The sequence below is a fragment of the Noviherbaspirillum sp. ST9 genome (assembly GCF_048799745.1).
In the GTDB taxonomy this organism is placed as follows: domain Bacteria; phylum Pseudomonadota; class Gammaproteobacteria; order Burkholderiales; family Burkholderiaceae_D; genus Noviherbaspirillum.
Genome location: NZ_JBLWFR010000006.1, coordinates 375,188 through 395,566 on the forward strand (window position 1 = coordinate 375,188; position 20,379 = coordinate 395,566).

General features: G+C 62.1%; 21 protein-coding genes. 2 read left to right on the top strand and 19 right to left on the bottom strand.

What is annotated here, in order from left to right:
- Positions 1-20: 20 nt before the first annotated feature.
- The 14 genes from ACNOHI_RS16095 to ACNOHI_RS16160 form a co-directional block, all read right to left on the bottom strand.
- A complete protein-coding gene (locus ACNOHI_RS16095) occupies positions 21-806 on the bottom strand; it encodes an enoyl-CoA hydratase/isomerase family protein (RefSeq protein WP_420475694.1) in 786 nt (261 codons plus the stop codon).
- A gap of 2 nt (positions 807-808) precedes the next feature.
- Positions 809-2,416 carry a carboxyl transferase domain-containing protein gene (locus ACNOHI_RS16100; protein ID WP_420475695.1) on the bottom strand — a complete coding sequence of 536 codons (1,608 nt, stop codon included), beginning with the start codon at positions 2,414-2,416 and terminating at the stop codon, positions 809-811.
- A gap of 25 nt (positions 2,417-2,441) precedes the next feature.
- Complete coding sequence (locus tag ACNOHI_RS16105) at positions 2,442-4,136, bottom strand: AMP-binding protein (RefSeq protein ID WP_420475696.1); 1,695 nt, start codon at positions 4,134-4,136, stop codon at positions 2,442-2,444.
- 14 nt (positions 4,137-4,150) lie between these two features.
- The gene (locus tag ACNOHI_RS16110; protein ID WP_420475697.1) at positions 4,151-4,543 is read right to left on the bottom strand and encodes a YchJ family protein; all 393 of its coding nucleotides are present in this window, start codon (positions 4,541-4,543) and stop codon (positions 4,151-4,153) included.
- Positions 4,543-4,944: a rhodanese-like domain-containing protein gene (locus tag ACNOHI_RS16115; RefSeq protein ID WP_420475698.1), complete on the bottom strand. Its 402-nt coding sequence runs from the start codon at positions 4,942-4,944 to the stop codon at positions 4,543-4,545. The genes ACNOHI_RS16110 and ACNOHI_RS16115 overlap by 1 nt, the downstream gene beginning before the upstream one ends.
- Before the next feature lie 12 nt (positions 4,945-4,956).
- A complete protein-coding gene (locus tag ACNOHI_RS16120) occupies positions 4,957-5,562 on the bottom strand; it encodes a 2-hydroxychromene-2-carboxylate isomerase (RefSeq protein ID WP_420475699.1) in 606 nt (201 codons plus the stop codon).
- A 10-nt stretch (positions 5,563-5,572) separates the two neighbouring features.
- The gene (locus ACNOHI_RS16125) at positions 5,573-6,703 is read right to left on the bottom strand and encodes an acyl-CoA dehydrogenase family protein (protein ID WP_420475700.1); all 1,131 of its coding nucleotides are present in this window, start codon (positions 6,701-6,703) and stop codon (positions 5,573-5,575) included.
- A 13-nt stretch (positions 6,704-6,716) separates the two neighbouring features.
- The gene (locus tag ACNOHI_RS16130) at positions 6,717-7,388 is read right to left on the bottom strand and encodes an SDR family oxidoreductase (RefSeq protein ID WP_420475701.1); all 672 of its coding nucleotides are present in this window, start codon (positions 7,386-7,388) and stop codon (positions 6,717-6,719) included.
- 127 nt (positions 7,389-7,515) lie between these two features.
- Entirely contained in the window at positions 7,516-8,697 is a 1,182-nt protein-coding gene (locus ACNOHI_RS16135; RefSeq protein WP_420475702.1) for an acetyl-CoA C-acetyltransferase, read from the bottom strand.
- A 19-nt stretch (positions 8,698-8,716) separates the two neighbouring features.
- Entirely contained in the window at positions 8,717-10,510 is a 1,794-nt protein-coding gene (gene aceK / locus ACNOHI_RS16140) for a bifunctional isocitrate dehydrogenase kinase/phosphatase (RefSeq protein WP_420475703.1), read from the bottom strand.
- Between the two features lies 1 nt (position 10,511).
- Positions 10,512-11,453 carry a pyridoxal-phosphate dependent enzyme gene (locus ACNOHI_RS16145; RefSeq protein ID WP_420475704.1) on the bottom strand — a complete coding sequence of 314 codons (942 nt, stop codon included), beginning with the start codon at positions 11,451-11,453 and terminating at the stop codon, positions 10,512-10,514.
- A gap of 8 nt (positions 11,454-11,461) precedes the next feature.
- A complete protein-coding gene (locus ACNOHI_RS16150; protein ID WP_420475705.1) occupies positions 11,462-11,899 on the bottom strand; it encodes a PaaI family thioesterase in 438 nt (145 codons plus the stop codon).
- Positions 11,900-11,981: 82 nt separating this feature from the next.
- A complete protein-coding gene (locus tag ACNOHI_RS16155) occupies positions 11,982-13,166 on the bottom strand; it encodes an isovaleryl-CoA dehydrogenase (protein WP_420475706.1) in 1,185 nt (394 codons plus the stop codon).
- Positions 13,167-13,299: 133 nt separating this feature from the next.
- Complete coding sequence (locus ACNOHI_RS16160; protein WP_420475707.1) at positions 13,300-13,740, bottom strand: MerR family transcriptional regulator; 441 nt, start codon at positions 13,738-13,740, stop codon at positions 13,300-13,302.
- 152 nt (positions 13,741-13,892) lie between these two features.
- Here ACNOHI_RS16160 and ACNOHI_RS16165 point away from each other — a divergent pair, with 152 nt between their 5' ends.
- Both ACNOHI_RS16165 and ACNOHI_RS16170 read left to right on the top strand, forming a co-directional pair.
- Complete coding sequence (locus ACNOHI_RS16165; RefSeq protein ID WP_420475708.1) at positions 13,893-14,933, top strand: MBL fold metallo-hydrolase; 1,041 nt, start codon at positions 13,893-13,895, stop codon at positions 14,931-14,933.
- Between the two features lie 246 nt (positions 14,934-15,179).
- A complete protein-coding gene (locus tag ACNOHI_RS16170) occupies positions 15,180-15,581 on the top strand; it encodes a hypothetical protein (protein WP_420475709.1) in 402 nt (133 codons plus the stop codon).
- Here the strand turns inward: ACNOHI_RS16170 and ACNOHI_RS16175 are convergent.
- From ACNOHI_RS16175 to argS, 5 genes are all read right to left on the bottom strand, one after another.
- Positions 15,565-16,377 (bottom strand): helical backbone metal receptor, encoded by an 813-nt coding sequence (locus ACNOHI_RS16175; protein WP_420475710.1) that lies wholly within the window; start codon positions 16,375-16,377, stop codon positions 15,565-15,567. The genes ACNOHI_RS16170 and ACNOHI_RS16175 overlap by 17 nt on opposite strands.
- Complete coding sequence (locus ACNOHI_RS16180; protein ID WP_420475711.1) at positions 16,374-17,156, bottom strand: SDR family oxidoreductase; 783 nt, start codon at positions 17,154-17,156, stop codon at positions 16,374-16,376. The genes ACNOHI_RS16175 and ACNOHI_RS16180 overlap by 4 nt, the downstream gene beginning before the upstream one ends.
- A 77-nt stretch (positions 17,157-17,233) precedes the next feature.
- A complete protein-coding gene (locus tag ACNOHI_RS16185) occupies positions 17,234-17,899 on the bottom strand; it encodes a thiol:disulfide interchange protein DsbA/DsbL (RefSeq protein WP_420475712.1) in 666 nt (221 codons plus the stop codon).
- Between the two features lie 28 nt (positions 17,900-17,927).
- Positions 17,928-18,572 carry an SPOR domain-containing protein gene (locus ACNOHI_RS16190; RefSeq protein WP_420475713.1) on the bottom strand — a complete coding sequence of 215 codons (645 nt, stop codon included), beginning with the start codon at positions 18,570-18,572 and terminating at the stop codon, positions 17,928-17,930.
- Positions 18,573-18,593: 21 nt separating this feature from the next.
- Positions 18,594-20,321: an arginine--tRNA ligase gene (argS, locus tag ACNOHI_RS16195; RefSeq protein ID WP_420475714.1), complete on the bottom strand. Its 1,728-nt coding sequence runs from the start codon at positions 20,319-20,321 to the stop codon at positions 18,594-18,596.
- Between the last annotated feature and the right edge of the window lie 58 nt (positions 20,322-20,379).

Genomic DNA, 20,379 nt, shown 5'->3' on the forward strand with positions numbered 1-20,379 from the left:
ATGTTTCCTTGCCGGCGACGCTATCCCAGCCAGTTCGGCTTGCGCTTCTCCAGGAATGAACGCACACCTTCCTTGCCCTCTTCGGAACTGCGGATGTCTGCGATGCGCTCTGCCGTGTCGGCGATCAGTTCCGCGGTCAGCGGTTTGCCGGCGACGTCCTGCACGAGGCGCTTGGCTTCCTTCACGGCGTTCGGGCTGTTGGTGACCAGTGCCTTGACGATGTCGGCGACTGCCGCGTCCAGTGCGTCAGCGGTGGTGACCTGGTGCACGAATCCGATCCGGTGTGCTTCCTGGGCGGAGAAACGCTCCGCAGTGAGGAAATAGCGGCGGGCGGCGTTTTCGCCCATCGCGATAATGACGTAAGGCGAGATTGTCGCAGGAATCAGGCCCAGTTTTACCTCGCTCAGGCAAAAATTAGTTGCCTCGCTTGCAACAATGACGTCACATGCCGCGGCCAGTCCCATGCCGCCTGCGTAGCAATCGCCCTGCACCTTCGCGACGACCGGCTTCGGACAGGTGTAGATGGTGCGCAACATCTCCGCCAGCTGGCCGGCATCAGCACGGTTTTCCTCGTGCGTGTAGCCGGCCATCTTCTTCATCCAGTTGAGGTCCGCACCGGCGCAGAACGCCGGGCCGTTGGCGGCGAGCACGATCGTTCGTACGTCGCCGTTCTTCCCCAATTCGCGGAATGCCTGGGTGATTTCCGCAATCGTCGTTTCGTTGAACGCGTTGCGCACTTCCGGCCGGTTCAGCGTGACGGTCGCCACGCGGCCGTCGATGGACACTTCAAGGGTCTGGTAGCTCATGCTTACATCCTGAATACGCCAAACTTCGTTTCCGGAATCGGCGCATTCAGCGACGCGCTCAATCCCAGTCCCAGCACCATGCGGGTATCCGCCGGGTCGATGACGCCGTCGTCCCACAGGCGTGCCGACGCGTAGTACGGATGGCCCTGGTGTTCGTACTGCTCGCGGATCGGCGCCTTGAAGGCTTCCTCTTCCTGCGCCGACCAGCTGCCGCCCTTGGCTTCGATGCCGTCGCGCTTGACGGTCGCCAGCACGCTGGCCGCCTGCTCGCCGCCCATGACCGAAATACGCGCGTTCGGCCACATCCACAACATGCGCGGCGAGAAACCGCGGCCGCACATGCCGTAGTTGCCGGCGCCGAAGCTGCCGCCGATGATCACGGTGAACTTCGGCACGGAGGCGGTCGATACCGCCGTCACCATCTTCGCGCCATTGCGCGCGATGCCTTCGTTCTCGTACTTGCGGCCGACCATGAAGCCGGTGATGTTCTGCAGGAAGACCAGCGGGATCTTGCGCTGGCAGCACAGTTCGATGAAGTGCGAACCTTTCAGCGCCGATTCCGAGAACAGGATGCCGTTGTTGGCAATGATGCCGACCGGCATGCCAAAGATGTGTGCGAAGCCGCACACCAGCGTGGTGCCGTAGCGTGCCTTGAACTCGTCGAATTCGCTGCCATCCACGATGCGCGCGATCACTTCGCGCACGTCGAAAGGCTTGCGGGTATCCGTCGGGATCACGCCGTACAGTTCATGCGTGTCGTACTTCGGCGCCACCGGCTCGCGCAGCACGAGCTGCTGCGGCTTCTGGCGGTTGAGGTTGGAAACGATGGTGCGCGCCAGCGACAGGGCGTGCATGTCGTTCATCGCGAGATGGTCGACCACGCCGGACAGGCGCGTGTGCACGTCACCGCCGCCAAGGTCTTCCGCGCTCACCACTTCGCCGGTCGCTGCCTTCACCAGCGGCGGGCCGCCGAGGAAAATCGTGCCCTGTTCCTTCACGATGATCGATTCATCGCTCATCGCCGGCACATAGGCGCCACCGGCCGTGCAGGAACCCATCACCACCGCGATCTGCGGAATGCCCTTGGCCGACAGGTTGGCCTGGTTGTAGAAGATGCGGCCGAAGTGGTCGCGATCCGGGAACACGTCGTCCTGGTTCGGCAGGTTGGCGCCACCGGAATCCACGAGATAGATGCACGGCAGGTTGTTCTGGTCGGCGATCTCCTGCGCACGCAGGTGTTTCTTCACCGTCATCGGGTAATAGGTGCCGCCCTTGACCGTCGCATCGTTGCAGACGATCACGCATTCCTGCCCGGCGACGCGCCCGATGCCGGTGATGATGCCGGCCGACGGCGCGGCGCTGTCGTACATGTCGTACGCCGCCAGCTGCGACAGTTCGAGGAAGGGCGTCCCCGGGTCGAGCAGCATCTGCACGCGGTCGCGCGGCAACAGCTTGCCGCGCGAGACATGCTTTTTGCGCGCGTCTTCACCGCCGCCAAGCGAAATCTTCGCGATCTTTTCCTTCAGGTCGTCGACCACGCGCTGCATGGCGGCAGCGTTGTTCTTGAAGTCTTCGCTGCGGGTGTTCAGTTTGCTTTCAATGTGAGCCATGTCCGGTCCTTTGTTATTGTCGTGTTCAAGCCGTCTTGTCTTCTTCGAGCTTGAGTTCTTCTTTCATCAGTTCACGCATCCTGAACTTCTGCACCTTGCCGGTGATCGTCATCGGGAAGGCGCTGACGAAACGGATGTAGCGCGGCACCTTGTAATGCGCGATCTGGCCGCGGCAGAATTCGCGCACGCCCTCTTCATCCAGCTCGGCGCCCTGGCGCAGGACGATCCATGCGCACAGTTCTTCCCCGTACTTCTTGTCGGGAACGCCGACCACCTGCACATCCTGCACGGCAGGGTGGCGATACAGGAATTCCTCGATCTCGCGCGGATAAATGTTCTCGCCGCCGCGGATCACCATGTCCTTGATGCGGCCGGAAATATTCACGTAACCTTCGGCATCCATCACCGCGAGGTCGCCGGTATGCATCCAGCCTTCGGCGTCGATGGCTTCGGCGGTTTTCTGCGGATCTTCCCAGTAGCCGTGCATGACCGAATAGCCGCGCGTGCACAGCTCGCCCGACGCCCCAATGGGCACGATCTCGCCGCTTTCCGGATTCACGATCTTCACTTCGAGATGCGGCTGGGTCAGGCCGACGGTCGACACGCGCTTTTCGAGCGGCGTGTCGACCGTGCTCTGGCAACTGACCGGACTCGTCTCGGTCATGCCGTAGGCAATGGTGACCTCGCGCATGTTCATGTCGCTGACGACGCGCTTCATGACCTCGATCGGGCAGGGCGAGCCGGCCATGATGCCGGTACGCAGCGTCGAGAGGTTGAATTCCTTGAAGCGCGGATGGTCAAGTTCGGCGATGAACATCGTCGGCACGCCGTGCAGGCCGGTGCAGCGCTCCTTCTCTACCGCTTCCAGCACGGAGAGCGGATCGAAGGCTTCGTTGGGATAGACGATCGTCGCGCCATGCGTGAGGCAGGCGAGGTTGCCGAGCACCATGCCGAAGCAGTGGTAGAGCGGAACCGGGATGCAGAGCCTGTCCTGCGGCGTCAGGCGCATCGCCTCGCCGATGAAGAAGCCATTGTTCAGCACATTGCGGTGAGTGAGCGTCGCGCCCTTCGGAAAACCGGTGGTGCCGCTGGTGAACTGGATGTTGATCGCATCGGTGTTCTTCAGGTTCTTTGCGATCTCCGCCAGGCGTGCATCGTCGGGATTGCCCGTTGCCATCAAGTCGGCGAAGCGCATCATGCCGGGAACGTGTTCGTCGCCCAGTTGAATCACGGTCTTCAGCGCCGGCACCTTGGCAGCATTGAGGGCGCCCGGCTTGCTCGAGGCCAGTTCCGGCGCCGTCGCCTGCACCATCTCGATGTAATTGCTGGTCTTGAACGTGGTCATCGTGATCAGCGATTTGCAGCCGACCTTGTTGAGCGCGTATTCCAGCTCCGCAAGACGGTAGGCCGGATTGATGTTGACGAGGATGAGGCCTGCCTTGGCCGTCGCGATCTGCGTCAGCAGCCATTGCGCGTTGTTGTGCGACCAGATGCCGATACGGTCGCCGGGACGCAGGCCGGATTCGAGAAGCGCACTCGCCAGCCGGTTCGACTCCTGCTGCAGCTGACGGTAGGTGGTGCGGATCTGCTGGTGGCATGACACCAGCGCCTCGTTATCGGGAAAACGGCTGGCCATGCCATCGAAGAAATCGCCGATCGTCTGTTCGATCAACGGCGTTTCGCGACTGCCCTGGTCGTAGCTTGTAACCAACTTCGCCATTCCAATATCTCCACTCATTTGTTATCAGGAAAATTTCCGTCGACATAGAACCAGCGGCCGTCCTCGCGCACGAAACGGCTGACCTCGTGCAGGCGATGGGCGCGTCCGCCGATCTTGTAGCGGGCGACGAATTCCACGGTCGCGTCGTCGCCGGCGGGAACATGCTTCTTTACCTCCAGCCCCAGCCATTTCGTGCCGTCGTCCTGCGCGATGACGTCGGCAGGACGTGTGCTCGGATGCCAGGTCGCCTTCAGGTAAGGCTCCTTCTGCAGGACATAGGCGCTGTAGCGCGAGCGCATCAGCTGCTCCGCCGACTCCGGGATCTCGCCGTGGTCGATGAACCGCCCGCAGCAGCGCTCGTACGCGGGGCCGCCGCAGGGGCAGGGCTGCGCATCCTTCTTTGCCATTACGCCTTCTTGGCCTTTTCCGCGACCGGGGCGCCGGCCGCCTTCCACGCGCTGAATCCGCCTTCAATATGCGCGACGTTTTCCATGCCCATGTCCTGCACGGTCTTGGTGGTCAGCGCGCTGCGCCAGCCGGCGGCGCAGAAGAAAATGAATTCCTTCTTCTCGCCGAACACCGGCTTGAAGTACGGGGAATCGGGGTCGACCCAGAATTCGATCATGCCGCGCGGCGCGGGATAGGCGCCGGGGATGACGCCGTCGCGCTCCAGTTCGCGCACGTCGCGCACGTCGACGAACTGCACATTCGGATTCTCGAGCCTGGCTTGCGCTTCGGCCACGCTGTAGGTCTTGACCTGTGCCATCGCTTCGTCGACCAGCGCCTTGTAGCCCTTCTTCATCGGCATGATGTTGTCTCCCTAGATGTTTCCGTTTTTCAAAAATGCTTCGAGCTGGTCGAAGCGGTCGAAACCCCAGAACGGTTCGCCGTCCGCAATGACGAAGGGCGAACCAAATACGCCGCGTTCGACAGCCGCTTCGACTTCGGCTTTCAGCATGTCCTTGATTTCCTGGCTGTTCGCGCCCTCCAGGACGGCGTCGTGGCGAATGCCGATCTTCGCGCATGCCGGAGCGATGCCCTCCGGGCGCGAGATGTCGATGCCGTCGACGAAATACGATGCGTACGCGGCTTTCGCAAACGGCACCGCCTTGTACGCGCCGAAGTCGCGCGCAATCCAGGTCATTGCACGAGCGGGAAGCTGGGTGGCGATGGGGAAGCCGGCAGGGCGCTTGTACGGAATCTCGTGGAAGCGCGCGCTGCGCTCGAAATCGCGATACGAGTATTCGCCCTTCAAGGGCACCGTCGGCAACGGCATGCCGCCGGTGGTCTTGAAGATCGCACCGAGCAGGACCGGATGCCACGCCACGCGACGGCCATGCTTCGCCGCGAGCGCCTCGATGCGTGACGCAGCGAAGTACCCGTAGGGCGAAGAAAAGTCGAAGTAAAAATCGAGCGGCGTCGCCATGTGCATTCCGTCAGGCCAGCGCGCGGCTGATCAGGATCTTCTGGATTTCGCTCGTGCCTTCGTAGATCTGGCAGACGCGCACATCGCGATAGATGCGCTCGACCGGGAAATCGCTGACATAACCGTAGCCGCCGTGGATCTGGATCGCATCCGAACAGACGCGCTCGGCCATCTCGCTGGCAAACATCTTGGCCATGGCCGCCTCTTTCAGACAGGGTTTACCCGCATCCTTCAGGCTGGCGGCGTGCCAGATGAGCTGGCGGGCGGCTTCGATCTGCGTCGCCATCTCGGACAGCTTGAACTGCACCGCCTGGTGTTCGAACAGCGTCTTGCCGAAGCTGGTGCGCTCCTTCGCATACGCGAGCGCGGCATCGAAGGCGGCGCGCGCCATGCCGACGGACTGCGAGGCGATGCCGATACGGCCGCCTTCCAGTCCCGACAGCGCGATCTTGTAGCCCTGGCCTTCTTCGCCAATCAGGTTCTGCGCGGGGATGCGGCAATTCTCGAACAGGATCTGCGCGGTGTCCGAGGAGTGCTGGCCCATCTTTTCTTCGAGACGCGCAACGATGTAGCCTGGCGTATTCGTCGGCACCCAGAACGCGCTGATGCCGCGCTTGCCGGCTTCGCGGTCGGTAACGGCCATCACGATCGCGACGTCGGCATACTTGCCGCTGGTAATGAACTGCTTCACGCCGTTCAACACGTAGGCGTCGCCGTCGCGCGTCGCCGTCGTACGCAGTGCGGACGCATCGCTGCCGACGTGCGGCTCGGTCAGGCAGAAGGCGCCGAGCATCTCGCCGCGCGCGAGGGGCTTGAGCCATTGTTCCTTCTGCGCATCGTTCGCGTACATCATGGCGATGCTGCATACCGGGCAGTTGTTGACGGAAATGACGGTCGAGGTGCCGCCATCGCCAGCGGCGATTTCTTCCAGCACGAGCGACAGCGAGAGGTAGTCGAGACCCGCGCCACCCAGTTCTTCCGGCACGGCGACGCCGAAGGCGCCCAGTTCCGCGAGGCCTTTCAGCTCATCCTTCGGGAAGTGGTGTTCCTTGTCCCAGCGGGCGGCGTTGGGGGCGAGGCGTTCCTGCGAGAAGGCGCGCAGCGCGTCGCGGATCATTTCGTGTTGTTCCGACAGAACCATGTTTGATTTCCCTTTACCAGGCCAGCGCACGGCCGGCGTAATTGCGGTAAGTGCCGCTGTCTTCTTGTTTGAGTCCGCTGATCACGGTGAGCAGGCCGCTCACGCTTTCATCGACGGAAATGGATGCATTCGGTCCGCCCATGTCGGTACGCACCCAGCCGGGGCACATCGCAACGAAGGTAGCGGACGGGTAGTCGAGCGACGCGCTCTTGACGGCCATGTTCAGCGCGGCCTTCGAGGTGCGGTACAGCCAGCCGTAGGTGGAATCGGTCTCGCCGATGCTGCCCATGCCGCTGCTGATGAAGGCGAACTTGCCCTGCGCCGCTTCCACCATCGGCGCAATCGTCGGAATGGCCTGCATCGCGCCCAGCACGTTGGTGTGCATCACCGCGTCGAAATCCTTTGCGGTGGGCGGCGACTTCGGGCTCTGGCCTTCGGGGCCGTAGACGCCGGCGACATAGACGGCCAGGTCCAGCTTTTCGCCGTCGAGCTGCCAGCCGAGTCCAGCCAGCGAATCGGGATTGGCCACATCGAGCTTGAACGACTCCGCGGCAGCAGTGCGCAATTCGGCAAGCGAGACGTCGTCGCGTGCCGTGGCAATCACGCGCCAGTTGGCGGCGAGGAGCTGGCGCACGAATTCGCGGCCGATGCCGCGGGAGGCGCCGAGGATGAGTGCGGTTGGCATGATGAGTAGCATTCGTTGGTTTTACTCCCTCCCCTTCAAGGGGAGGGTTGGGGTGGGGATGGGGTACCAATGCAACCGAAACCCATCCCCCACCTAACCTCCCCCTTGAAGGGGGAGGAACGTGGCATCAGACGAGTTCAATCGCCATTGCCGTACCTTCACCACCGCCGATACACAGCGACGCCACGCCCAGCTTGCCGCCGGTCTTCTTCAGCGCACCGATCAGGGTAACGAGGATACGCGCACCGGACGCACCGATCGGATGGCCCAGCGCGCACGCACCGCCATGGATGTTGATCTTGTCGTGCGGGATGCCGTGCTCGCGCATGGCCGCCATCGGGACGACGGCGAACGCCTCGTTGATCTCGAACAGGTCCACATCCTTGGTGGTCAGGTTCAGCTTCTTGTACAGCTTCTCGATCGCACCGACGGGTGCCGTGCTGAACCAGTTGGGTTCCTGCGCATGCGTGGTGTGGCCGAGGATGCGCGCGATCGGCGTGCAGCCCAGCTTCTTCGCGGTCGATTCGCGCATCATCACGAGTGCCGCGGCGCCGTCATTGATCGAGGATGACGAAGCGGCAGTGATGGTGCCGTCCTTCTTGAACGCCGGCTTGAGCGAAGGAATCTTGTCGAGGCGCGCTTTCAGCGGACCTTCGTCCTTGTCGATCACGGTATCGCCGCCCTTGCCCGCGATCGTCACCGGTGCAATTTCCCACTTGAAGGAGCCGTCGTTCGTCGCGGCCTGCGCGCGCTGCACCGAGGCGATGGCGTAGGCATCCTGCTCTTCACGGGTGAACTCGTACTTCGCCGCGCAGTCCTCGCCGAAGGTGCCCATCGAGCGGCCCTTCTCGTAAGCGTCTTCCAGGCCGTCGAGCATCATGTGGTCGTACATCATCGCGTGCCCGATACGGTAGCCGCCGCGCGCCTTCGGGATCAGGTAAGGCGCGTTGGTCATCGACTCCATGCCGCCTGCGACCACCACTTCATTGCTGCCGGCCAGCAGCGAGTCGTAGCCGATCATCGCGGCCTTCATCGCCGAGCCGCACATCTTGGACAGCGTCACCGCGCCCGCGGAGACGGGAATGCCGGCCTTGATCGCTGCCTGGCGCGCCGGCGCCTGGCCCTGGCCCGCCATCAGGCAATTGCCGAACAGGACTTCCTCGACGAACTTCGGCTCCAGGCCTGCGCGCTCGACGGCAGCGCGGATCGCGACTGCGCCCAGGTCGCTTGCGGACAGCGCGGAAAAATCGCCCTGGAAGGCGCCCATCGGGGTACGTGCTGCGCCGACGATAACAATAGGATCACTCATCATTCATCTCCAGTCTTGGCTAGGCGGCTTGGGCCGCGTGGGTAAGGGGTTTGTAGCTGAAGCGCAGTTCCTGCGGGTACGGGAACACGTCCTCGACATGTCCGTCGAGGATGCGCTGCTTGGCGCGCTGCCAGTATTTCGCCGTCAGCAGGTCGGCGTGGTGTTTCAGGAAGTACTTGCGCACTTCCGTGTTGCCGAGCAGGAAGGTGCCGAACTGCTCGGGGAAAACGTCGTTCTTCGCCACCGGATACCACGGCTCGCTGGCCATCTCGTCCTCTTCGTTGCGGGGCGCGGGAATCTCGCGGAATTGGCAGTCGGTGATGTATTCGATCTCGTCGTAGTCGTAGAACACCACGCGGCCATGCTTGGTGACGCCGAAGTTTTTGTACAGCATGTCGCCGGGGAAGATGTTCACGCCGACCAGGTCCTTGATCGCGTTGCCATACTCGACGATGCCGTGCTCCATGGCGGCATGGTCGCCGCGCTTCTCTGCTTCCGAAAGCCAGATGTTCAGCGGAATCATGCGGCGCTCGATGTACAGGTGCTTGATGATGATCTCGTCGCCTTCTTCCTCGACGATGGAGGGCGCGACTTCCTTCAGTTCCGCCAGAAGCTCGGACGAGAAGCGCGAGCGCGGGAAGGCGACGTTGGAGTATTCCAGCGTATCGGCCATGCGGCCCACGCGGTCGTGGTTCTTCACCAGCAGGTATTTTTCCTTGACGGTCGCGCGCGTGGTTTCCTTCGGCGCCGGGAAGTAGTCCTTGATCACCTTGAATACATAGTTGAAGGACGGCAGCGCGAACACGACCATCACCAGTCCGCGAATGCCGGGCGCGGCCTCGAAGCAGTCCGACGAATGCCGCAGGTGGTGCAGGAAGTCGCGATAGAACGCCGCCTTGCCCAGCTTCTGCAGGCCGAGGATGGTGTAGATCTCGCTGCGCGGCTTGTAGGGCATCAGCGAGCGCAGGAAGTGCACGTAGGCGGACGGGACTTCCATGTCGACCATGAAGTAGGCGCGCGTGAACGAGAACAGCACCGTGATCAGCGTCGGGTCGAACAGCACCGTGTCGAGCACCAGCTGGCCTTTGCGGTTGTACAGGATGGGCACGACGAACGGGTAGATACGATTGCCGTTGATGCCCTTGCCGACGATGTAGGCGCCCTTGTTGCGGTAGAACAGGCTGGCGAGCACCTGAATCTGGTGGTTGGGTTCGAGCAGGTCGCTGCCGAACATTGCCCGCATGCGCGCCTCGACGAAGCCGACGTCGCGGTCGAGGTCGGCGAAGGGCGGCGACAGCTGGAAGTTGGTGACGATGCGCTTGAGCGTGAAGTGCAGCCCGTCCTTGGCCGGGTAATAGACGCGGTAGGTCGGCAGGAGTTCTTCCGTCTCCAGGTACTCCGTCGACACCGCAGGCCGCACGAAGATGAAATCGTTGTGATAGTACGAGCGGTGCAGGATGTTGCAGCACACGGAATTGAAGAAGGTCTCCGCCAGCTCCGGCTGCTTGTGATTGATCAGCAAGCCGATGTAGTGCAGCTTCACCTCGCGCCAGACTTCGTCGTCGATTTCTTCCTGGTCGTACTCGTCTTCGAGCATCTGCACGCATTCCTGCACGCGCGTGTCGTAGAAAGCGATCCGTTCGCGCGCCTTCTGCTGCGCGGTTTTCCAGTCGCCTTTCTCGAAATAGCGCTTCGCTGCCTGGCTCTCCGCGCGGAACAGCCGGTAGTGCTTGTCGAAGCCGTCCAGGATTGTGCGCGCAATGTCGAATGCGATCTGGGACGAGAGGAGTTTGGGGAAGGCGATCTGGGGCATGTCAACGCTCGAAGTGGTTCTTCCAAGCCTCCAGTTTAGCCAAATCCACCCCGATGCCGCCGCAGACGACGACCAGGGGAGCATGAAATTCTTTCAAGAGCGGTAATTGCTGATATGCAACGGCAAGTGCGGCGCCGCAGGCGGGCTCGACCAGGGTGCGCAGGTCATCGGCAAAGCGCAGGCAGGCGTCCACGGCCTGCGCATCACTGACGGTCAAGGTGCGCACATCATGACGCTTTGTCCATTCAAATGCCTGCTGTGCAACACGCTTTGCGCCGAGTGTCGTCGCGATCGAAGTGATCGCCGGCAGGGTGACGAGTTCGCCGGCATGGACGGCGGCATTCAGCGATGCCGCACCTTCCGTCTCTACGGCGATAACAGGCACATGCGCCTTTCCGTTGCGATGCAGGCCTTCGAGCACACCGCACAGCAGTCCTCCGCCGCCGACCGAGCAAATGACGACGTCGAAGTCGATTCCTGCTTCTTTCGCCTGCTGCACGGCCTCGTCGATCAGCGTGGCATTGCCGTCCCAAATGTCGGGATGATCGAAGGGTGGGATGTAGACGGCGCCGGGCGCCTGGCAGAGGCGCAACGCCTCTTCGTTGGTTTCGTCCCAGACATTGCCGGACACGATGCATTCCGCGCCGATGTCCCGGATCTTGCCGCGTACCGACTCATGCGTAGTTTGCGGAACGAGGATGGTCGTGCGCACGCCAAGTGCAGAGCCGGCGACGGCAGCGGCAAACCCGGCGTTGCCGCCGGACGGGCAAACGAAATGCGTGGCCCCGTTTTCCGCCGCGCGCCGGCACATGGTGCCGATGCCGCGCAGCTTGAAGGAGCCGGACGGTTGCAGGTTCTCCATTTTCAGCACGACCTGCTTCCCGAGCGCGGCCGAAAGCGGGCCGTGCCTGAGCAGTGGTGTGGTGATGTGGAGGGCTGACATAGGGAAGCCTATTTCCGGTTGCGCGGCAGGACGGCCATGGTGGCGCTCAGCTTGCTGATCAAGGTCTTCCGCTCGCCGGCCAGGGCAAACACTTCCGCCTCGACGACATGGAACGCCTTGCCCGGCTTGAGAACCTGGGCGCGGCACAACAATGCGTCGCCCGTGCCGGCACGCAGAAGGTGGATCTTGAATTCCGACGTCAGGATGAAATCTTCTTCCGCCGTCACCGTCATGGCCGCACCGCCGGCAGTGTGGTCCGCGATGGTCGCCTGCACACCGGCGTGGATGACGCCGGTGTGCTGCAGGTGACGCGGCTCGATGCGAAGGGATGATTCGCACCAGCCGGGACCGCAGTCGACAAACGTGATGCCGACGGCGGACAGGAAAGCGGCTTCGTTGAAGGCGTCCTTGACGACCTTGCGGTAGTTGGGGTCGAGGGCATGCATGGGGTGTCTCCGCCAACAATCCTTCAGCTACTGGCTCCCTCCTCCTGGAAGGGGAGGGAGTCGTTTTATGGTGGTTCTCGTATTACTTCGTCTCTGCAAACAACTCGCGGCCAATCAGCATCCGGCGAATCTCGCTGGTGCCCGCGCCGATTTCATACAGCTTCGCATCGCGCCACAGGCGGCCGACCGGGTATTCGTTGATGTAGCCGTTGCCGCCCAGCGTCTGGATCGCTTCGCCGGCCATCCAGGTGGCCTTTTCTGCCGAGTAGAGGATTGCGCCAGCGGCATCCTTGCGCAGCGCGCGCACCTGTTCCGGCAACTTCGCGCGGTCGCATGCCTGGCCGACTGCATAGACATAGGCCTTGCAAGCCATCATGGTCGAGTACATGTCAGCGAGCTTGCCCTGCATGAGCTGGAATTCACCGATCGGCTGGCCGAACTGCTTGCGGTCATGGACGTAGGGAACGACGGCGTCCATGCAGGCCTGCATGATGCCCAGCGGGCCGCCGGAGAGCACGGTGCGCTCGAAGTCGAGGCCCGACATGAGCACGTTGACGCCCTTGCCGAGGCCGCCGAGGACGTTTTCCGCCGGCACTTCGCAGTTTTCAAAAACCAGTTCGCCGGTGTGCGATCCGCGCATGCCGAGCTTGTCGAGCTTTTGCGCAACCGAGAAACCCTTGAAGCCCTTTTCAATCAGGAAGGCAGTCATGCCACGCGGGCCGGCTTCGATGTCGTTCTTCGCATAGACCACGAGCACGTCGGCGTCCGGACCGTTGGTGATCCACATCTTGGTGCCGTTGAGCACCCAGCGGTCGCCCTTCCAGTCGGCGCGCAGCTTCATGCTGACGACGTCGGAGCCGGCGTTCGGCTCGGACATCGCGAGGGCGCCGACGTGTTCGCCGGAAATCAGCTTGGGCAGGTATTTCTGCTTCTGTTCTTCAGTGCCGTTGCGCTTGATCTGGTTGACGCACAGGTTGGAATGCGCGCCGTAGGACAGGCCGACCGACGCGGATGCGCGGGAGATTTCTTCCATCGCAACGATGTGCGCGAGGTAGCCCATGTCGGTGCCGCCGTATTCCTCGGACACCGTGACCCCCAGCAGGCCGAGCTCGCCCATCTTCTTCCACAGGTCCATCGGAAACTGGTCGGTGCGGTCGATTTCCGCTGCGCGCGGCGCAATCTCCGCCTGGGCGAATTGCTGCACGGTCTCGCGCAGCGCGGCGATGTCTTCGCCATGGTCAAAGGTCAAGCCGGGCAAATGGATCATGTCGTCCTCACGTTGTTGGATTATTGGCAACCGGTGCGGGCGCACGCGGCCGTCGATGATGCAAAATCATACTTCCAATTTACGTTTACGTAAACGTAAAGCAGATACGGTGAAATTACGGTATCAAGGCCGCTCAGGCGGCATCTTTCAGCTTTCGCGTCGAGGGTTTCTTGGCGGCACTGGATTTGCCTTGCTTGTCGCCGTCGAGCAGGCGCAGGCACTCCTCTTCGTGCGCGGCAATCTCGGCCAGCGTCACTTCCAGGTCTTCGCGCTGGCGCTCCAGGGTTTCGCGGTGCTGCGCCAGGACGGTGAGGAAGCGCTTCAGCTGCGCCGTCGTGTCCTTGGGCGACTCGTACATGTCGACCAATGCCTTGATTTCCTGCAGGCTGAGGCCGAGCCGCTTGCCGCGCAGCGTCAGCTTGAGGCGGGTGCGTTCCCGTGCGCTGTAGACACGCGTGCGGCCGCCGGCGCCTTCGCGTTTCGGACTCAGCAAGCCCTGGTCTTCGTAGAAGCGGATGGCTCGCGGCGTGATGTCGAATTCGCGCGCAAGTTCGGTAATCGTGTAGGTCGGCATGGCGGAATCTGGGTGGCGTCAGCAATAAAAACGGATTGGTCTTAGAATCGCTGGTATCGGTTGCAGTTTACGTTAACGTAAAGCGCATTGTAGACGCGCTTCCCGGAAATGTGAACACGCATGCGCAGTCTTGGAAACTGGAAACTTTTCACATGAATCCGCTCGAATCCCAGCTCAGCTACGCCTTTGGCGACACCATTCCCGCGGCCGGCAAGCGCCACGAAATCGCTCCCGGCGTTTACTGGCTGCGCATGGGGCTGCCTTTCGCGCTCGACCACATCAACCTGTGGCTGCTGCGGGACGGCGAAGGATGGACGATTGTCGATTGCGGCATTGCGAACGATGCGACCCGCGACGCGTGGGAAACCGTATTTGCCAACGAACTCGAAGGCCTGCCGGTGACGCGCGTCATCGCCACGCACTGCCACCCGGACCATGTCGGCCTGGCCGACTGGCTGTGCAGCCGCTGGAATGTGCCGCTCTGGATGAGTACCGGCGAATACGGCTTTGCCCGCATGATGTCGGGTTCGCTGCCCGGCGTGGACGGCACGGCAATGCTGCCGCATTTCCAGCGCCACGGACTCACGGACGAGGCCATGCTGGAAAAGCTGCAGGGGCGCAAGAGCTATTACCCCACGCTGGTGCCGGCGGTTCCCGCTTCATATCGCCGCGTTCAGGATGGCCAGGTGCTCAATATCGGCGGGCATGGATGGCAGGTGATCACCGGTTTCGGCCATGCGCCCGAACATGTGTCCCTGTATTGCGAACACCTGAAGATCCTGATCTCCGGGGACATGGTGCTGCCGCGCATTTCGACCAACGTGTCGGTCTTTGCCGTCGAACCGGAAGCCAACCCGGTGCAGCTCTACCTCGATTCCCTTGGCAAGTACGACGGGCTGCCCGACGACACGCTCGTCCTGCCTTCGCACGGCAAACCTTTCCGCGGGTTGCATACGCGCATCGGGCAGTTGCGTGATCACCACCGGGAGCGGCTGGACGAAGTCGTTGCCGCATGCGCTACGCCTCAATCGGCGGCCGACATCGTCCCGGTCATGTTCCGTCGTCCGCTGGATGCCCATCAACTGACCTTCGCAATGGGCGAGGCGCTCGCGCACCTCCACAAGCTGTGGTTCGACGGAATTCTCGAGCGCACGACGGATTCCGCTGGCCGGATTCGCTTCCATCGCACCTGATATATATAACCGAGCCTATTTTATTGGCCTTGGTCGCGATTTCGTTGTCATTTTGCAACCGCCCCTGAGGTGTACATTTAATCGCACATTCTGTTGATCTATCGCGCAACACTGGCGTCTCCGCAGGGCAAAAAGCCCTTGTTCGCTTGTCATTGTGTGTTACATTCGCTTAACACATCAGGCCACAGTCAGTTCCTTCCGGACATTGACTGACTGTCAAGCCTTGGCATGGAATAGTTCGCGGTCATGAATCCATCTATCGAACGAGAAAGCTTTAGTGAGCGCTTGCAACAGGCGCTTCGCAACGCGGATTACTCGCCGGACAGCCCGACGCAACTTGCTCGGGAATTCAACATCCGGTTTGAAGGGCGTCCGATTACTGTCCATGCGGCACGCAAGTGGCTGGTTGGCGAAGCGATTCCCACCCAGGAAAAGTTGCGAACGCTCGCGCACTGGCTGGGTGTGCCGGCCGAATGGCTCCGTTTCGGCGGCGCCGAGGGCTATGTGAACGGCGACGGCAACGCCCCGGCACGGTTCGAGTCCGCCGACGTGAAGCTGGTCGCCGACCTGCAACGCCTCGACGCGCATCACCAGGCCATCGCGCGGGAGTTCATCCGAATGCTGGTGCGAATCAATCGCCAGAAATGAGAAGCGTCCGCAAGTAACGCAATCCCGCGACCGCACGGCTTCCGTACCAGGACATCATTTCCCCGTCGAGCAGTCGTACCGGCTTGCCCACCTGCTTTTCAAGCGCATCGACATGCGCCTCGGTGAAGCGATAGGGCTCAGTCGAAAGCAACACCCCGTCAATCGAGCGCACCACCGCGTCCGACCAGTTGAACACCGGATACCGGGAGCCAGCCTCCAAGCCAGCCACCCCCGCCGGACTCCAGCACTCCCACCCGATTTCTTCCATCATCCTTGCGATATAGGTATCGCGCGACACCGTCATCCACGGATCCTGCCAGATGCAGTACAGCATGACCTGCGCCGGCCCCTTCGGCGTCGCCTTCAGCAGTGCGTATTCGCGTTCAAAGGCATCGCATAGTGCTTCCGCCTGTTCATTTGCGCCGAAGATGCCGCCCAGCAGGTGAAAGAGCGCGAGGTTGTCGCGCGGCGCCAGCGGATGCGTCACGATAACGTGAGGAATGAAACTGGCGAGCATGTCGACCACCGGCTTCTCGTTCTCATCGACATTGACGACGAGATGGGTCGGGGCCAGTCGGCGAATTTTGTCGACATTGACGTCCTTGGTGCCACCGACCTTGGGAATGTCGCGCACGACTTCCGCCGGATGGATGCAGAAGCCGGTGCGTCCGAGCAGCGACGACGCGAGGCCGAGGTCGCACAGCAATTCGGTGATCGAGGGCACCAGCGAAACGATGCGCGCCGCGCCGGGTTCAACCGGCGCATGTTCGCGGCCGAGGGCGTCGACGAAGGTCATGGCTTGGCGTGCCGGGGCTTGTGCGGCGCTTTCGAGAATGCCAGGTCGTACAGCCAGTTCGGAAGCAGCCGCAGGGCCTTGGCAACGACGCCCATCTGCCAGGGAATGACACGGTAACTCGTGCCGGCTTCGATCGCCGCTGCCGCCTTGTCGGCAAACACATCGGCATGCATGAGGAAGGGCATCGGATAGGGATTCCCGCGCGTCATCGGCGTATCGATGTAACCGGGGGCGATGGTGACGACCTTGATGCCGCTAGCCCTCATCTCCAGACGCAGGGACTCGCAGTAGCTGATCACAGCCGCCTTGGACGCGCTGTAGGCCTCCGCACCCGGCAGTCCGCGAATGCCGGCAACACTCGCTATCCCGACCAGCCGGCAGTCGCGGCTGCCGGAATGTGCCTGCTGTTTCATCGCAGCGATGAAGGGAGCGAAGGTGGCTGCCGTCGCCGTCACATTGGTGGCGAGGATGCGCTCGAAGACGGCGAGGTCTTCCGAATACTCCGTCAATGTGCCTGCCGAAATGCCGGCGTTGGCGATCACGATATCGATACCACCCCCGGTGCGCATGAAATCCTGTGCTGCCGCCGTCACGGCGGCATGGTCGGTCACATCCACCGCATACACATGATGCTGCTTCCCGGGCAGCGATTGCACAAGTTGATCCAGCATCTCGCGACGGCGTGCGAGCAGGCCGAGGACGGCCCCTTGCTGCGCGTAGTGTTTCGCCAGCGCGGCACCGAGGCCGCTCGAGGCACCAGTGATGAAGACACGTTTCATTCTTGTTGTTCCGGGTACAGGCAAAAAAAAGTCCGCCCTCTTGCGAGAGGCGGACTTCAGTGTAATACGCGCTGGACTTACTTGCCTTGCTTGGCCTTGCCGACCAGCCAGTCCATCACCTGGAACGTCGCCTGGTGCAACACCGGCTCCGGACGGTTGCCCAGGCTGGCGCCGACGATGCTCGGCGACGTGGTGTAACGCCCATCAACCGCGAGCATCGGCACACCATCGACCTGGAAGGACTGCATCAGTTGCGTTGCGCGCTTGGCCTTGCTCTGCACGCCGAAGGAGTTGTACACCTCGAGGAACTTCGCCTTGTCGATGCCGTTCTTGGTGACGAAATCAAGAATCTCGGCATCGGTATCGGTGCGGCGCTTCTCGACGTGGATCGCGTTGAAGAGTTTCTGGTGCAGTTCATCGAACTTGCCCATTGCTTCAAGCGTGTAGAACAGCTTCTGCTGCGGCACCATGCTGTCGCGGAAGGCAACCGGCACGCGCTTGAACACGATGTTGTCGCCCTGCTTCTTCACCCATGCGACGAGCTCATGCTCGAGCGCGAAGCAGTGCGGGCAGGAGTACCAGAAGAATTCGATGACTTCGACCTTCTTGCCGGGTTCGGCCTGCTGCGGCTTGTCCAGTGTGCGGTAGTCGACGCCGTTCTGCGGATTGTTCGGTGCGGCATTGGCGCCGAAGGCGATCAGGCTGATGCTCAGTACTGCAAGAAAACGTTGAAGAAAACGCATTATGCTTCCTTTGCTTGGTGTTAATGACCTATTTGGCGATACGAACCACGGCAGCATCGACACCGTTGTCAGACAGCTTGCCGCGGACCTTGTTCATGGATTCCATCTGGTTGAACGGGCCGACACGGACCCGGTACAGCACGCCGGTTTCCGCCTGCCGCTCGGAGACCTTCGCTTCCACACCCATCAGCGCGAGCTTGGCACGCATGCCTTCGGCGTCGGACTGCTCGCGGAAGGCGCCGGCCTGCAGGAAATAGCTCCACTTGTCGTCCTGGCTGTCGGTCTTCGCTTCCGCCGCTTCCGGCTTCTTCGCGGCGGCCGACAGGTCGATGACCGGCGGCTTGCCTTCCTGCTTTGCTTCGGCCTTGGGATCGACCTTCACCACTTCGGGCTTCTTGTCCGGCTGCGGCGCGGCGGTGTTCTCGGGCGGCGCCACTTCCTTCACCGGCTCCTTGGCCACTTCCTTTGCCGCCTTGTTGCCGTACAGCGGACGGTTAGGATCCGCGCTCTGGTTCGGCGTCGGATCACCCGCCTTGACCTTGCCCGACTTGTCGGTGAAAGGCATCGGCGTCTTGTTGATCGTCATGGCGACGCCCAACGCGATGCCGAGTCCAATGATCAAGCCGATAATGATGCCTAAAATCGTCCCGCCCTGCTGTCTGTACTTTTGCATACTTCCCCGGATTACATCGTGTTACATCCTGGCTGGCGCGGATACGCCGATCAAGGCCAGGCCGTTTCGCAAAACCTGGCGCGTCGCTATCAACAACGCGAGACGCGCCATTTTCGTGGACACGTCGTCGACCAGGACGCGCTCGGCGTTGTAGTAGCTGTGCAGCTCGCCCGCCAGGTCGCGCAGGTAGAACGCTACCTGATGCGGGCCGAGTTCGTCGAGGGCTTTTTGTAACATTTCCGGATACTCCGCGAGCTTCTGCAACAGCGCGGCTTCGCGCGGCGAAGTCAGCGGCGACAGATCGCCGGCATCGATGGTGTTTTCGTCACCACCCCACTGCGCCAGCACCGAGCAGATGCGTGCATGCGCGTACTGCACGTAGTACACCGGGTTCTCGTCGGATTGCGACAAGGCGAGATCGACATCGAAGGTGAATTCGGTATCGGCCTTGCGCGAGATAAGGAAGAAGCGCACCGCGTCGCGGCCGCGCGTGAGGTCGCGCTCGCCGGCCGCGTTGGCCGCATCGCCCGCCGACCATTCGATCAGGTCGCGCACCGTCACGTAGGAACCAGCACGCTTGGAAATCTTCACTTCCTCGCCGTTCTTCATCACGGTGACCATCTTGTGCAGCACGTAGTCGGGATAACCCTGCGGAATGCCGAGGCCGACCGCCTGCAGGCCGGCGCGCACGCGCGCGATGGTGCCGTGGTGGTCGCTGCCCTGCACGTTGATGACCTTGCCAAAGCCGCGCTGCCACTTGGTGACGTGATAGGCGACGTCGGGGACGAAGTAGGTGTAGGTGCCGTCGGACTTCTTCATCACGCGGTCCTTGTCGTCGCCGTATTCGGTGGTGCGCAGCCACAGCGCGCCGTCCTGCTCGTAGGTCTTGCCGGCCTGGATGAGCGCCTGCACGGCGGACTCGACCTTGCCGTCTGTGTACAGCGAGGACTCAAGGTAGTAGTTGTCGAACTTGACGCCGAAGGCCTGCAGGTCAAGATCCTGCTCGTGGCGCAGGTAGGTCACCGCGAATTTGCGGATCGATTCGATATCGTTGGCATCGCCGCTCGCGGTCACCGGCGAGCCGTCGCTGGCGGACACGGTCTTCTTCGCGAGGAAATCGGCGGCAATGTCGGCGATGTAGTCGCCGTTGTAGGCGGCTTCCGGCCACTCGGCGTCGCCCGGCTTGAAACCCTTGGCGCGCGCCTGCACCGACAGCGCGAGGTTGCCGATCTGGACGCCGGCGTCGTTGTAGTAGAACTCGCGGCTGACGTCGTAGCCTTGCGCTTCCAGCAGGGAGGAAAGCGCATCACCCAATGCACCCTGGCGGCCGTGGCCGACGTGAAGCGGGCCGGTCGGGTTGGCGGAGACGAATTCCACCATCACTTTCTTGCCTGCACCGGTCTTGCCTTTGCCGAACTCGGCGCCTTCCTTCAGGATCGCGCGCACGACGGCCTGCTTGGCCGTGGCGGCGACGCGCAGGTTGATGAAACCGGGACCGGCAATTTCCGCGGTGTCAATCAGGTCGCCCTTGTTGGCCAACACGTGCGCGACGATGGCCTGCGCCAGCTCGCGCGGGTTCTTCTTCAACGATTTGGCGAGCTGCATCGCGATATTGCAGGCGATGTCGCCGTGCGACGCGTCGCGCGGGCGCTCCAGCACGACATTGGGTTGCAGTTCGGTGCCCGCGACGATGGGGGCAAGGGCGGCCTGGAACAGGTCGACGATCTGTTGTTTTTGTGAAGCGAGCATGGGATGAAAGGCAACGGCGGAGGCCGTTTTTCAGTGAATTTGAGGATGGGAGGCATTA